Below are 14,890 nucleotides of genomic sequence, written 5' to 3'. Positions count from 1 at the left end.
GATATCTTTATATTTATACCCTAAACTTAAAACGAAAACGCATAGCTTGTACGCAATAGTAGACATAGAAACCACTGGTGGAAAATATAATGAAGAAGGAGTTACAGAAATTGCGATCTATAAATTTGATGGTCATGAAGTTGTAGATCAGTTTATAAGTTTAGTGAATCCAGAACGTGAAATTCAACCTTTTGTGGTGAATTTGACAGGAATTAACAGTAAAATGCTTCGCGATGCACCAAAGTTTTATGAAGTTGCTAAGCGTATTGTAGAAATTACAGAAGGTTGCATCTTAGTTGCACACAATGCTAGTTTTGATTCACGCATATTACAATTAGAATTCAAACGCTTAGGGTTTGCTTATAAACGTAAAACTTTGTGTACTGTAGAATTATCTAAAAAGTTAATTCCAAACATGGAATCGTACAAACTTGGAAAACTCGTGCGTGCATTAGGAATTCCAATGAGTGACAGACATAGAGCTTCGGGCGACGCTTTGGCAACTGTAAAACTATTTAAATTACTACTTGATAAAGATTCTGATAAAACGATCATTCAACAAGCTGTAAAAACAGAAATTCGAAAAAAAGTAGCTACACGTCTGCTTGATATTGTTGAAAGTTTACCTTCCGTAACTGGCGTATATTATATGCACAATAGTAAAGGTGACATTATTTACATTGGAAAAAGTAAAAATATCAAAAAACGCGTTAATCAGCACTTTACAGGAACGAATAACAAATCTAAAAAGATTCAAAAACAAGTTGCTACAGTAACTTTTGAACGTACTGGAAGTGAACTAGTTGCACTTTTAAAAGAAAGTGAAGAAATAAAGCGCAAAAAACCTATTTATAACAGAGCACAACGCAAAACTATTTTTCAATATGCAATGGCTTCGTACAAAGATAAAAACGGCTATATTGGTTTAAAGATTGAAAAAGCAGACGGACGTAAAAAACATATTACAACGTTTACCAACATGTCACAAGCTAAGCATGTGATGTTTAAATTGACAGAGGAGTTTCGTTTGTGTCAAAAAATAAATGAATTATACACTTCACAGTCGCACTGTTTTCAATATACAATTAAAGAATGTGACGGTGCATGTATTGTAGAAGAAGATGTAGCAAACTACAACAAACGTGTACAAGAAGCGATTACAAAATATAGCTATCAAAATCAAAATATGTTGATTATTGATAAAGGTCGCGCACATGACGAACGTAGCGCTATTCTTATTCAGGATGGTGTTTACAAAGGTTATGGTTTTTATAACTTAAATTACCAAATAACCAACATTGATGTTTTACAATCAATTATTACTCCAATGCAAAACAACAGAGATGTACAACATATTATTCAAAGTCATCTTCGTAGAAAAAATAGATTTAAAATTATTCCTTTACAGTAAATTATGAAATTATATTGCTTGCTTTTTGCTTTCCTAATCACGTATGTGTGTGCTGGACAAGACTTATTGAGTAAAAAATTTGGAACCGTTTCCAAAAAAGAAATAAACATGCGTACGTATGAAAAAGATACCACAGCGCATGCAGTTGTTTTGGAAGAATATGGAGATGTTTATTTTGACTTGGTGAAAGACCGAATCGTTTTGATTAAACAATATTATACCAAAATTAAAGTTTTAGATAAACAAGGTCAGAAGTATGCAAACATTGAAATTCCTTACTATCACAATCGAAAATCTAAAGAAAAGATAAAAGATATAAAAGCGGTAACTCACAACGCTGAAGGTACAGAAAGACTTGCAGATACTCAAATATTCACAATAGATCATACAGAAAATTGGTCTGAAAAACGCTTTACATTTTCAAATGTAAAACCGGGAAGTGTTTTAGAATATCAATATACCTTAGAAACCCCATTTGTCTACAATTTTGAAGGTTGGGATTTTCAATCAGATATTCCAAAAATATATAGTGAATTTAGTGCTAAAATACCTGGTAATTATCGCTACAACAGATCGTTAAAAGGATTTTTAAAATTAGCTATCAACAAATCAAATGTAAAAAAACGATGTTTTTATGTTCCTGGTCTTGTTGATAGAGCTGATTGTGAAGTGTTTAAGTATGCAATGAGAGACATTCCTGCGTTTAAAGAAGAAGCCTATATGCTTTCCAAAAATAATTACATGTCAAAAATAGCTTTTGAAATGTCTGAATATTATCGTTTTGATGGAGGAAAAGATGTATATACAAAAACGTGGAAAGCTGTTGACAAAGAAATGCGAACTGATAAAGATATTGGTGCGCAGGTAAAGCGTAAAAATTTCTTTAAGAATCAACTTTCAGATGAAATTTTAAAGGAACAATCAACCTTACAACGTGCAAAAAAAGTATTTGAATTCATTAGGGAACATTATACTTGGAATGGCGAATATGGTATTTTTAATAATGCAAATGTGCGACAGGCATTTCAAAACAAAACGGGAAATGTTGCAGAAGTCAACTTATCGTTAGTGAATAGTTTACTTGCTGCAAACATCAAAGCAGAAACCGTAATGCTATCTACCCGATCAAGAGGATTGCCTACACAAATTCATCCCGTAATGTCTGAATTTAATTATTTGGTAGCAAAAGTTACTATCGGACAAGAAGTATTTTTATTAGATGCTACTGATAAGTTGCTTTCTTTTGGACTGACGCAAGTACGTGCTTTGAATTATATAGGAAGAGCTATGGATTTTAAAAAACCTAGCTATTGGCATACCATTAATCCGTTTGCAGAAAACCGTCAAAATACATTAATTAATATTTCTGTAGATGAAGAAGGAAATGCAAAAGGTAAGATTTCGCAAGTAAACTCAGGATATTTAGCTTATGAAAAACGTAAAGAATTAGCTAATACTGATGAAGACAGTTATTTGGATGGTATTGAAAAACAAATTCCTTTTGTAGAGATTGATGATTATAAAATTGAAGCTCGTAATGATATTAGAAAACCAACAAAAGAATTTTTCTTTTTAGCGTTTAATGATAATTTTTCAAGCAAAAACACTTTTTTAGATCCGTTCTTTTTCAAACTATTTCCATCAAATCCTTTTCGATTAGAAGAACGAAAATATCCAGTAGACTTTGCCTATTCACGTATCTATACAATGCGTTTTATAATGTCAATTCCTGATTCATATGAGTATGTAAATATTCCCGAAAACAAAACGTTCAAATTAGCGGAAACTAAAGCTATTTGTGGAATGAAAACGATTGTTCAAAATGGACAATTAAATATGACTTATAAATTAGTGATTAATGATTTCCATTTTACAGCAGAGGAATATCAAGAATTGAAAACATTTTTCAGCAATTTAGCTACGTTAGAAAGTAATACTCGATTGACTATTAAAAAGAAAAACTAAACGCTCTTATTTAATAAGATTTGTTTCACATAGAACTTTGAGCATTGTGTAAAAGATTGCTCTAAATTGAGTTTCACTAAAATAAATAGTAAATTGCAGCTATGGCAAAAAATTGGAAAGCAAAACTTCACGAAATTATTTACGAAGCTGATACACCTGCAGGTAAATTTTTTGATGTTGTTTTATTAATACTGATTCTGGCTAGTATTTTACTAGTTATGCTTGAAAGTGTAGAAGACTTTAGATTAGCTCATGGAGAATTTCTAAATATTTCTGAATGGATCATTACTGTTTTGTTTACCATTGAATATTTTGCCCGAATTATTTCCATAAAAAAACCAACACAATATATTTTTAGCTTTTATGGTATAATAGATTTACTTTCCACTATTCCTAAGTATTTATCTTTATTTATCTTTGGTTCACAATCATTAATTGCATTGCGAGCACTACGTTTGATGCGTGTTTTCCGTATTTTAAAACTGGCGCGTTTCATTGGAGAATCAAACAATATTTTGCGTGCTCTAAAAGCGAGTAGAATTAAAATAGGTGTTTTTATTATGTTTATTTTAATTCTTTGCACAATTTTAGGCTCTGTAATGTATTTAGTAGAAAGCGGTGAAGATAGTGGCTTTACAAGTATTCCTAGAAGTATTTATTGGGCAATTGTAACTTTAACCACTGTTGGGTATGGAGATATAGCTCCGTTAACAGCTTTAGGACAATTTATTGCTTCCATTATTATGATTATGGGATATGGAATTATTGCCGTTCCTACGGGAATTGTTACTGCCGAGTTAGCTACCATGGATAAAGATGACATCCATTTAAACACACAATCGTGTCCAAATTGTGCTGCTGAAGGACATAGAAATGGTGCTGATTTTTGCTTTGATTGTGGTGAGAGTTTGAATCCTAAAGAAACTGATTAAATCTACACATGTCTAACTATCTTATTTCTATCGTTGGCCCTACAGCCATTGGAAAAACAGCTTTGAGTATTCAGCTTGCACAACATTTCGGCACAGAGATTATTTCGTGCGATTCACGTCAGTTTTTTAAAGAAATGGCAATCGGAACTGCTGTTCCTTCCCAAGAAGAACAAAACGCAGCAAATCATCATTTTATTCAACATATTAGCATTTTTGATGAATATAATGTTGGACAGTTTGAAAAAGATGCTATTGCAAAACTTGATGAATTGTTTCAAAGACACAATATTGTAGTTATGGTTGGTGGCAGCGGTTTGTATGTAGATGCAGTTTTAAAGGGTTTGGATGATTTTCCAAAGGTAGATCCACAAATTAGAGAAGATTTAAACCAACAATTAACCACAAAAGGAATCACTTCACTTCAACAACAATTACAAGAGCTTGATCCTGTGTATTATAAAAAAGTTGCCAAAGAAAACCCACATCGCTTGATTCGTGCATTGGAAATTTGTATTGGAAGTGGAAAACCATATTCTAGTTTTTTGAAAGCAGAAATGACACAGCGTAACTTTACTTCGATTAAAGTTGGACTCACTGCAGATAGAGAAATTATATACGATCGTATTAACAGACGTGTTGATATTATGATGAACGAAGGTTTGCTTAAAGAAGCAAAAGCATTGTACAAACATAAAAGCTTAAATGCATTGCAAACTGTAGGCTATCGTGAATTATTCAGTTATTTCGACGGAGATTTCACTTTAGATTTTGCTATTAGTGAAATTAAGAAAAATACACGCCGATTTGCCAAACGACAAGGAACTTGGTTTCGCAGAGATACAAATACAAGTTGGTTTGATTATCAAGAAGAAGTTTCTAATATCATTGATCAAATCAATATTTTAATGTAATAACTCTTTGAATACTGAATACTGAATACTGAATACTGAATACTGAATACTGAATACTGAATACTGAATACTGAAAAATATGAAATCCGAAATAAAAAAATTAGTTACAAGCTTAGAATTATTACCACATCCTGAAGGCGGCTTTTACAAAGAAGTATACAGAAGTGCATCTGTAATTCCTAAAGATGCATTAGCAGCTGATTTTTCGGGCGATCGAAATTATTGCACAAGCATTTATTTTTTATTGACTTCAGAGAATTTTTCTGCGTTTCATAGAATTAAGCAAGATGAAATTTGGCATTTTTATGGAGGAAGTTCATTATCTGTACATGTAATAGATGAAGACGGAGTGTACACAGAACATAAAGTTGGAATGAATTTTAGTAATGGTGAAAAACCGCAACTTGTTGTTCCTGCAGGTTGTTGGTTCGCGTCAAGCGTATCTAAAAAAGATTCGTATGCTTTTGTAGGATGTACTGTAGCGCCAGGATTTGATTTTGATGATTTTGAATTGGCAACACGCACAGCGCTAACAGCTGTATATCCTTCTCATAAAAGTATTATCTATAGACTTACTAGGCAATAACTGAAAAAGTCGACATTCGGGGTAGTCGACTATTTTTTTCATTTGGTTTGTGGGGAAACTAAGCGTGTAGATCTCTACTACTCCGCTTTGTTTTTAACAACCAATCTAAATCCTTCTCCGTGAATATTTAGAATTTCTACGTCTTCATCTCTTTTCAGATACTTTCGTAGTTTCGCAATATACACATCCATTGATCTTGATGTGAAGTAGTTATCATCTCTCCAAATTTTCGTTAACGCCAGTTCTCTAGGCATTAAATCATTTTCATGTAAAGCTAACAAACGTAATAATTCGTTTTCTTTTGGCGATAATTTGGTCGGTTCTTCTTGATCAAATGTTAAGAATCTTAATTTAGAGTTTAAGCTAAATCTTCCAATTACGAATTCGAATTGTTTGCTATCAGCAACAGAATCAGATGTTTTACGTTGCATTATTGCTTTGATTTTCATCAATAATACTTCTGAATCGAAAGGTTTGTTTAAGTAGTCGTCAGCGCCTACTTTGTATCCTTTCATTACATCTTCTTTTAATGCTTTGGCTGTGAGGAAAATGATTGGAACTTCTGTATTTTTCTCACGAATTTCTTTCGCAAGTGTAAAACCATCCTTGTACGGCATCATAACGTCAAGTATGCAAAGGTCGTAATTGTCTTTTTTGAATTTTTCAAATCCTTCCATTCCGTTCTTTGCATGAACAACGTCATAATCGTTCATTGATAGATAGTCTTTTAATACTGTTCCAAAATTCGGATCATCTTCTACTAATAAAATTTTTTTGTTTTGAATCTCCATGTGGTTACGATATTAAGGGTAATTTGATAATGAAGGTACTTCCTTTGCCTTTTTCACTTTCAACGAATACTTCACCTTGATGGTCGTCTACGATTCGTTTTACGTAAGCTAAGCCAAGTCCATGTCCTTTTACATTATGGATATCACCTGTATGTTCTCTATAAAATTTTTCAAATATTCTTTTCTGTACTGATTTGGACATTCCCTGTCCTTGGTCTTGAACCTTTATTACTATATTATTTTTCACCATTTCGGTGTGAATGTCAATTTTTGGTTCTCCTTCCGTGTATTTGATAGCGTTGTCTAAGACATTTACTAATACATTGGTAAAGTGCGTGTCATTTGCCATAACCATTGAGTCTTTAGCTCCTAAATGCAGTTTTACATACCCGTTTCGGTCTTCAACAATCAACTCTATATGTGACATTGCATCTTCAATTAGGTCATGGACATCTACTTCATCCTTACTTATATCTAATTGATTTTTCTCTAATTTAGAGATTCGCAATACATTTTCTACTTGTGCATGCATTCGTTTATTTTCTTCACGAATCATTCGCAGATAGCGTTTTACTTTGTCTCTATCATCAATTATTTTCGGATTCTGAACGGCATCTAGTGCTAAATTAATAGTAGCTATTGGCGTTTTGAATTCGTGTGTCATATTGTTTATGAAATCAGTTTTTATTTCTGATATCTGTTTTTGCTTTATTAGTTGATACAATGCACTTGAATATGCAATGATTATAATTAAGGTAAACACAATAGACATTATTGCCATTCCCATGATAGACGATAAAACGTATTTACTTCTTTTGGGGAAGCTTACAAATAACGTAAAACCACTTTCTTCTCCATTATTATCAAAAAGAGGAACATCATACATTCCGCTGTCTGTAATTTTGAATTTGCTCGACTTTATTTTTGTTGCCAATCCGTCGTCATATACACCAAACTCATAATCAAGATCTAGTTCTAATTTCAATAGATGTTCTTCTATGAAATATTGTAAGAGATCTGTAGAGATTCGTTTATGAATAGGAATTTGCTTTGTAAATTCATCTATCACATCTTGGTATTGTACCATGCTTCGCGAAACATTATCTACTTCACGCATGCGTTGTACAAAAGATAAACTACTTGCATTAGCGTCATCCAACAAATCTTCTTTATATATGGTACGTGTTTGCACACGTTTAAAATTTTTGATGGACGTACTATCGTCTTCACTTATGTTATCAATGAACGTAGGGAAAATATTGTAATCTTCTTCTAAAATTCCTCTAGTATAAATACTAGTTTCATTATTTTTTTCGTTTCTACTTGTAATTTGGAATATATTGATTAGCTGCGAATTTCCTGGTTCTTCTATGCTATCTTTTATTCTTTCAAATTGCGTATAGTATTTGAGGTATTCTGACTTCCTCGCACTTTCAGAAACATTTGTTAGAATTTGGTTTGCATTTAAGGAAAAAGATTCTCGCTTTTCTTTTACAGCAGAAGCAATCCAATATCCTTGGACAAATATAATTCCGATGAGCGATAAACTCATCAAAATGACTAGAACAATAAATAATCGTTTACTCATTTGATCAAAATTAACGCTTAATCTCGGTTATTTTAACTTTTTAACCAAACCTTAACAAATATGTTAATTTTGTCAGATTTTCTAGCGAAACACCGATATTTCTTGGTGAATTTTTGCTACTTGTTCTTTTGCTTTTTCGAGATCTTCATTATGAATGATATAATCAGAAAGTGTTATTTTTTTCTCATCACTCCATTGGTTATTCATTCTGCCTTGTATCGCTTCGCGTGTGGTATTGTCTCTTTGTATAATTCGACGAAAACGCTCTTCAATAGGTGCTACAACCGTTATTATTTTATCGCATTGCTTGTATGAATCGTTTTCAAATAGAATAGCAACTTCTTTTATGATATATTTTTCATTGCTACGTGCTGCATACCAGTCTTTGAAGTGCTGACCGACACGTGGATGTACAATGGAATTTATTTTTTTTAATTCTTCTGGCTGGTTGAATACAATATTAGATAGGTAACTTCTATTCAGTTTGCCGTTTTTATAGGTTTCTTTTCCAAACGCTTCGATTAGTTCTTTCTGTATGACTTCAGAAGTATTCATTAACTTTTTAGCTTCTATGTCTGCGATGTATATAGAAACACCTAGTTCATGAAACATTTTAGCTATTGTGGTTTTCCCACTTCCAATTCCTCCAGTTAGTCCTACAATCATTTTTTAATTAAGAAATTTATTTTTTTATTATCAATTCGAAACGTTTTTACTGTTTTTGGTCGTTTTCCCAATTTAGGAATAAAAAAGGAAGCATTTGTATTTTGAATGTCCTTATAATCACAGAGAATAGAAAAGTCGTTTTTTGTAATTTCATTAAAGTCAGAAACATTAGCCGTAAATGTTATGTTTACTTCTTTCGGAAATAACTTAATAGAATATCCACTAGGCAAGTTAATAACAGTTAATGGAATACTTAATTTCCCTTCTGTAAATTTATCAACTTTAGCAACAACTTTTACCTTAGATGTACTATACATTAAACGCTTTAAGGTATCATTTTTCAGTAATTTTATATCTAACGCTATGTCTTTATTGATAGCTTCTATTTGTCTGATTTCAGTATATACCACTTTTTGAGCATCTACAACATCTTCTGGGCCTGATATCGTAATCTTTTTTGGCTCTATTCGTAATGAATCATATAAGTTATAACCGTTTTCAAATGCGAGTTCTAATTGATGTATTACCGGAACCTCTTTTGTTTTATTTTTCCCCAGTTTTAAAAACAATGTATCTGGCGATACTTTTAAAATTTCAGTTTCCTGATAGAGGTGTTTATTGATAGCATCGTCAGCTAATACATAGAATGCTTCTTCTGTTTTGAGTTTGTTTACTTTTTTAAGATCAACTTCAATGGTATTTTTGAAGAATTTTTGTCGCAACATTCGAAAACCTGTAGTTTTTACTTGTGCTTCAATAATGTTTTTTTGATTTCCTAGTAAAATTTTATCATCAGCTAAGTTGGTATACGCTACATCCATTGTGATGGTATCCGTGTAAGTATTAGACAATTTGATAAGCGTCCATATCATAAAAGAGATGATGAAGAAAATCAGGAATGTATTGATTTTTCTTCCTTTGTACATTTCTGCAACTACATTTTTAATCCCTTTACTCATAGTTATTTTTTAAAGAATAGTTTAGGAAATCTTTTTTCTGGATCGTGCTTAAATATTTTCAGAGCAATTGTTGATTTTAAAAAGCCTATTCCATATCCGTAAAATTGTATACAAACTGCCAACATTGCTAATATTGCTATTTTAATACTTTTTGTACTTCTTAATGCATCTATTAATATTGCTATAAAATATACGCCATATGCGAATGAAAACCAATGAAATTTAAAAAATATACTTGCAATTATTGAAATTATAAATCCGATACAGAATAATGTTGGAAACCAATAGGTAAGTTTTGCTGTTTTAGGATGCCATATATTTAGAATTGGGCGTACCATTCCAAATTTACGTACTTGTGTATGAAATTTTTCCCATGAAATTCTACGTTTATGATACACATAAGCTTCAGGAAGTAATGTTGTGTTATACCCTGCTTTCCATATTCTAATGGTTAAATCTGGGTCTTCTCCTGGGTGAATTTGACCAAAACCGTGTGTTTTTTCAAATACTTCTTTAGAAATCCCCATGTTGAAACTTCTTGGCTGGAATTTGTTGACTGCTTTTTTCCCTCCTCTAATTCCTCCTGTAGTCAAGAAAGCGGTCATTGCATAACTAATTGCCTTTTGTATACTTGTGAATGAACTATGAGCTGCATCTGGTCCACCGAAACATTCATAATAGTTTTCCTTTAATGCATTGTAAACTTCTCTTAAATACTGTGGTGGTAATATACAATCGGAATCAAATATTAAGAAGTAATTTCCTTTTGCTCGCTGCATTCCATAATTTCTGGAGTCTCCAGGTCCAGAGTTTTCTTTAAAAAAATAACTAATATCTAGCTTGTTTTTATATTTTTCAATGATATTTTTTGCAGGAATTGTAGAACCATCTTCAACAATCACTACTTCAAATGCTTCTTGAAATGTTTGTTTGGCAATACTTTCGAGTAGTTCTTCTACTTCATCAGGTCTGTTATATACAGGAACAATTATTGAAAACTTTGTATGCATGTCGCAAAAGTAAATTAATCACATAAAAAAAGCCACCGATTGGTGGCTTTTATTAATAACTTATTTAAGAAACTATTTCTTAATAATTTTTATAGTATCAGTTGCATTATTGATTGTCACTTTTACAAAGTAAGTCCCAGCTCTTAGTGAAGCTGTATTAATTTCTTTACTTACTGCATTAGGTGAAACTCTTAACACTTCTTGACCTAACATATTGTAGAATGCTACGTTTTGAATATTCTTTTGCGCTTTTAATGTCAAAGTATTTGTTACTGGATTTGGATAATATTTAAATCCTTCAATACGTACTTCATTTACAGATAATGATGCTGTTTCCAACACACTGAATTTTCCAATATGGAAATCATAATCTTCAAGATCATCCGTAGTACCATCACTTGCCCAAATAGCAAACTGAACATTTCCACTTACACCAGTTAAGGTATGAACAAATCTACTACCAGTAACTGAAGGTTGATTTGTAGCATTCCAAGTGGTAATAACTGTCCAAGTTGTTCCTCCATCAATAGTTTGTAAAAGCTGAACTTCGTCATCACTTCCCATAGTATCTGTATCTGTAGCAGTACTAGTTCCTGAAAATCTGTAATTAGTAACAGCTACTTCCAAATCTAAACTATAAGAAGTCCCCATTGGAATATCATATACAGGAGAAATTAACCATTCTCTATCTACATTTTGGTATAGATTTATAACATTACTATTTATAACATTTGTATCTTCATCTGTATATGCTCTGTTTGCTTTCCAATCAGAAGTTGTACCTGTTGGTCCTGCTGCTACTTCCCCGTCTTCTGCTTCTGTCCAACATAAAGGAGGATTTACAGAAAAATCAGTATCAATAGGGAAAGTTGAAAAAGATCCAGGACATGGTGTAGAAAAAGCAAATGGTCCAACCCAAACACTTTCCCCTCCAGCACAATCTGACTGTACGTAATACTCATAATTAGTCGCAGATATCAATCCAGTAAGGTTAAAAGGATTTGCAACTCCTGTAGATGTTGCCGTTCCTGTAACTGTACCTCCTGCCGATAAATTTACTAATTCAACATTCCATGCAGTAGCTGTTCCATTTTCTGTCCAACTTAAATCTGCACTAGTTTCCATAATATTTGTAGCTGTTAAAGCACTTGGTTCTATACATGAAGGAATTTCTCTTACTTGAAACTTACTTACGTGAAAATATATATCCTCTGTATCATCTACAGGTCCTTCTTGTGCTAAGAAAGCAAACTGAACTGTTCCTGTTTGTGCAGATAAGTCATATGTAATTTCTTCACCAATATCAGTTGGCACATTTCCTTGTACCCAAGCTTGTAGTCCTGACCAAGTTGCACCTCCATCAGTTGTCATTAATAAACTTACTCTATCATCTGATCCTAAATCTGCTCCAGAACCATTCGTTGTATTTTCTGTTAAAGCTACATATACTTTTAATTCACTTGGTGCAGCCATAGATAAATCAAACTCAGGAGAGATAATCCAATCGCTTCTTCCTCCTAAGAAAAGATTAAATACATTACTTGCTGTTCCATTATGGTTAGATGCAAACCAAGAAGCACTACCTAGATCCATAGGTCCAGTAGAAGAATCTCCATTATCAGCTTCTTCCCAACAAGTTGGCACGTTTACTGACATATCTGCATCATAATCTGGTGTAAAAACATCACAAGCTGTTGTAAAGGTAAAAGGACCGATCCAATCACTTGTATCACCTCCACCACAGTCAGCTTGTACATAAAATTGATATTCACTACTTGCATTCAATCCTGTAGCGTTAAATGGATTCATAACTCCCGTATTGGTAGCCATTCCAGTAACCATCCCTCCGGCAGTAACATCAACTATTTCAACATTCCATGCAGTAGCTGATCCAGTTTCTGTCCAACCTAAAATAGCAGTTGTTGTAGTTATAGTTGTTGCTGTTAAAGTTGATGGGTTAGGGCAAGTAATTGCTTCTAGACATATATCTGTAGTACCTGATGTAGCACTATCTTTCCAGACAGCCAATTGATAAGTTGTACCAGCTGTTAAGCCTGTTACTTCTCCTTGGTTAGTGGCTGTACTATTACATACTACTTCCATTCCACATCCATTGTAAACTGCATATTCTGCTGTTTCTCCAACAAGGTTTACAAAAACACTACCTGTAGCTGGTGCTACAAATTCATACCATGATCCTGCATTTACTCCAAATGCATCACAAGAAAGATCCGTAGTTCCTAAGTTAAAAGATGCTGAATAATCTAATGTAGTTGGAGTTGCAGTAGAACAATCCGCTTCTACTGTTAGTGCTATTGGTAAAGCACATGTTTCCCCAAGAGATGGCTGTGTCCATGTTAATGACACATATAAACTGTCATCTCCACCGCAATTTGCCTGTACATATATATCATATGTTTCTCCTTCTGTTAATCCTGTTAAATCAAGCGTAGGTGTTGTCATCACAGTACCTGTACCTGACATTCCTCCACCACCTTGCGTATATGGCGAAACTCCATATTCATAAGTCCATTCAGTTTCAGAAGCTCCAGCTGTCCAATTGATTGTTACTTCTGTTGTTGAAGTTACTGTTTCACTTAAAGCTGTTATTTCATTACATGCTGGAGTTTCTCTTACTTGAAACTTACTTACATGGAAATAAATATCTTCTGCATCATCTACAGGTCCTTCTTGTGCTAAGAAAGCAAACTGAACTGTACCTGTTTGTGCAGATAAGTCATATGTAATTTCTTCACCAATATCAGTTGGCACATTTCCTTGCACCCAAGCATCTAATGCTGACCAAGTTGTTCCTCCATCAGTTGTCATTAATAAGCTTACTCTATCATCTGAACCTAAATCAGCTCCAGAACCACTTGTACCACCTTCTGTTAATGCCACATATACCTTTAATTCACTTGGCGCTGCCATTGATAAATCGAATTCTGGAGAGATAATCCAATCACTTCTATTAGCTAAATATAGATTAAATCTATTACTCGGTGTTCCTCCATGATTAGAAGAAGTCCAAGAACCACTCCCTAAATCCATCGGTCCTGAAGACGAATCTCCATTATCTGCTTCTTCCCAGCAATTCGGTACATTCGTAGACATATCCGCATTGTATTCTGGAGTAAAAACTGCACAGGCTGTTGTGAAAGCATAAGGACCTACCCATGAACTTAATCCACCTCCAACACAATCTGACTGAACATAATATTCATAATCATTTGCTGGAGATAATCCCATAATATTAAATGAATTTGTAACTCCTGTAGAAGTTGCTGTACCAGTTACAGTTCCTCCTCCAGTTATATCTACCAACTCAACATTCCAAAGAGCAGCTGTTCCATTTTCTGTCCATCCTAAATCAGCACTAGTTGAAGTGATATTTGTTGCTCCAAGTGCACTAGGTGATGGACAAGCTTGAGCGATTCCATTAAAAGTTATATTTCCTCTATTCTGACGTAACGTTCCAGTTGGAGGTGAAGTTGGATCAGGATTAGTACTATCACTTCTATACATTAATGTCACTGCTGAAGTAGGTCCATTAGTTGATCTTATATAATCAGAGCTTCCTCCAAAACCTGATTCATTTGCATCTATTGCAATAATTAAATTATCTGTTCCATTATATGCGAAAGGAGTTGTAAATGTAATTGTCAACACATCACTCGCAGAAGTAATTGTCCCACTAGTTAGTACCTGTGTTAATGTTGAAACATCTACCCAATCTGTAGTAGAATCAAATATAGATTTTGTCGTATGACCAATCCATACGTCTACAGTTTCATCTGCAGAAGATATATCTGCACCTGCATTTAACTGAATATCAATAGATGTAATACTACCATTTGCATTTATTTCAGAAGCTAAATAAATAGATTGCCCATAACTAAATCCATAATAGGGGTTTATTGGGGGAGAATTAGTACTTCCTCCATCACTTCCTGTACCAATTGATACCTGTGAAAATGCCAAGTTTGTTACTAATATTAAAAATAATAATGTAATTTTTCTCATAAAAAAGTTTTGATTTTTGTTAGTTAGTTGAATATCAGCAAAAAGTAC

At 33.2% G+C, this 14,890-nt stretch carries 11 protein-coding genes; 5 read left to right on the top strand and 6 right to left on the bottom strand.

All coding sequences use genetic code 11. The annotated features are described in order from the left end of the window. Positions 1-46: 46 nt before the first annotated feature. The 5 genes from Q0828_RS20170 to Q0828_RS20150 all read left to right on the top strand — a co-directional run bounded on the left by Q0828_RS20170 (position 47) and on the right by Q0828_RS20150 (position 5,805). Entirely contained in the window at positions 47-1,411 is a 1,365-nt protein-coding gene (locus Q0828_RS20170; protein WP_298425656.1) for an exonuclease domain-containing protein, read from the top strand. A 3-nt stretch (positions 1,412-1,414) separates the two neighbouring features. Continuing rightward, complete coding sequence (locus tag Q0828_RS20165) at positions 1,415-3,376, top strand: DUF3857 domain-containing protein (protein ID WP_298425653.1); 1,962 nt, start codon at positions 1,415-1,417, stop codon at positions 3,374-3,376. Positions 3,377-3,477: 101 nt separating this feature from the next. Next, entirely contained in the window at positions 3,478-4,308 is an 831-nt protein-coding gene (locus Q0828_RS20160; RefSeq protein ID WP_298425650.1) for an ion transporter, read from the top strand. A gap of 8 nt (positions 4,309-4,316) precedes the next feature. Next, a complete protein-coding gene (gene miaA, locus Q0828_RS20155) occupies positions 4,317-5,219 on the top strand; it encodes a tRNA (adenosine(37)-N6)-dimethylallyltransferase MiaA (protein WP_298425647.1) in 903 nt (300 codons plus the stop codon). A 79-nt stretch (positions 5,220-5,298) separates the two neighbouring features. Further along, positions 5,299-5,805, top strand: coding sequence for a cupin domain-containing protein (locus tag Q0828_RS20150; RefSeq protein ID WP_298425644.1), 507 nt, complete (start codon positions 5,299-5,301; stop codon positions 5,803-5,805). Between the two features lie 77 nt (positions 5,806-5,882). Here Q0828_RS20150 and Q0828_RS20145 read toward each other — a convergent pair whose 3' ends face one another. The 6 genes from Q0828_RS20145 to Q0828_RS20120 all read right to left on the bottom strand — a co-directional run bounded on the left by Q0828_RS20145 (position 5,883) and on the right by Q0828_RS20120 (position 14,842). Beyond that, positions 5,883-6,596: a response regulator transcription factor gene (locus Q0828_RS20145; RefSeq protein WP_298425640.1), complete on the bottom strand. Its 714-nt coding sequence runs from the start codon at positions 6,594-6,596 to the stop codon at positions 5,883-5,885. Positions 6,597-6,600: 4 nt separating this feature from the next. Continuing rightward, positions 6,601-8,184: a HAMP domain-containing sensor histidine kinase gene (locus tag Q0828_RS20140; RefSeq protein ID WP_298425637.1), complete on the bottom strand. Its 1,584-nt coding sequence runs from the start codon at positions 8,182-8,184 to the stop codon at positions 6,601-6,603. An 81-nt stretch (positions 8,185-8,265) separates the two neighbouring features. Beyond that, positions 8,266-8,850: a dephospho-CoA kinase gene (coaE, locus tag Q0828_RS20135; protein WP_298425634.1), complete on the bottom strand. Its 585-nt coding sequence runs from the start codon at positions 8,848-8,850 to the stop codon at positions 8,266-8,268. Continuing rightward, the gene (locus tag Q0828_RS20130; RefSeq protein WP_298425631.1) at positions 8,847-9,809 is read right to left on the bottom strand and encodes a CdaR family protein; all 963 of its coding nucleotides are present in this window, start codon (positions 9,807-9,809) and stop codon (positions 8,847-8,849) included. Before Q0828_RS20130 ends, coaE begins: the two co-directional genes overlap by 4 nt. 2 nt (positions 9,810-9,811) lie before the next feature. Then, the gene (locus tag Q0828_RS20125) at positions 9,812-10,819 is read right to left on the bottom strand and encodes a glycosyltransferase (RefSeq protein WP_298425628.1); all 1,008 of its coding nucleotides are present in this window, start codon (positions 10,817-10,819) and stop codon (positions 9,812-9,814) included. A 72-nt stretch (positions 10,820-10,891) separates the two neighbouring features. Then, positions 10,892-14,842 carry a fibronectin type III domain-containing protein gene (locus Q0828_RS20120; RefSeq protein ID WP_298425627.1) on the bottom strand — a complete coding sequence of 1,317 codons (3,951 nt, stop codon included), beginning with the start codon at positions 14,840-14,842 and terminating at the stop codon, positions 10,892-10,894. Positions 14,843-14,890 lie beyond the last annotated feature (48 nt).

The sequence above is a fragment of the uncultured Kordia sp. genome, from assembly GCF_947496985.1.
GTDB lineage: Bacteria > Bacteroidota > Bacteroidia > Flavobacteriales > Flavobacteriaceae > Kordia.
Note: the sequence above shows the minus strand (reverse complement) of the source record. Positions and strands in the feature narration are given on the sequence as shown.

Bases quoted from the DNA above. Each gene is read 5' to 3' on its own strand.
- Q0828_RS20165 (WP_298425653.1), top strand. From the start codon at position 1,415: ATGAAATTATATTGCTTGCTTTTTGCTTTCCTAATCACGTATGTGTGT.
- Q0828_RS20160 (WP_298425650.1), top strand. From the start codon at position 3,478: ATGGCAAAAAATTGGAAAGCAAAACTTCACGAAATTATTTACGAAGCT.
- miaA (WP_298425647.1), top strand. From the start codon at position 4,317: ATGTCTAACTATCTTATTTCTATCGTTGGCCCTACAGCCATTGGAAAA.
- Q0828_RS20150 (WP_298425644.1), top strand. From the start codon at position 5,299: ATGAAATCCGAAATAAAAAAATTAGTTACAAGCTTAGAATTATTACCA.
- Q0828_RS20145 (WP_298425640.1), bottom strand. From the start codon at position 6,596: ATGGAGATTCAAAACAAAAAAATTTTATTAGTAGAAGATGATCCGAAT.
- Q0828_RS20140 (WP_298425637.1), bottom strand. From the start codon at position 8,184: ATGAGTAAACGATTATTTATTGTTCTAGTCATTTTGATGAGTTTATCG.
- coaE (WP_298425634.1), bottom strand. From the start codon at position 8,850: ATGATTGTAGGACTAACTGGAGGAATTGGAAGTGGGAAAACCACAATA.
- Q0828_RS20130 (WP_298425631.1), bottom strand. From the start codon at position 9,809: ATGAGTAAAGGGATTAAAAATGTAGTTGCAGAAATGTACAAAGGAAGA.
- Q0828_RS20125 (WP_298425628.1), bottom strand. From the start codon at position 10,819: ATGCATACAAAGTTTTCAATAATTGTTCCTGTATATAACAGACCTGAT.
- Q0828_RS20120 (WP_298425627.1), bottom strand. From the start codon at position 14,842: ATGAGAAAAATTACATTATTATTTTTAATATTAGTAACAAACTTGGCA.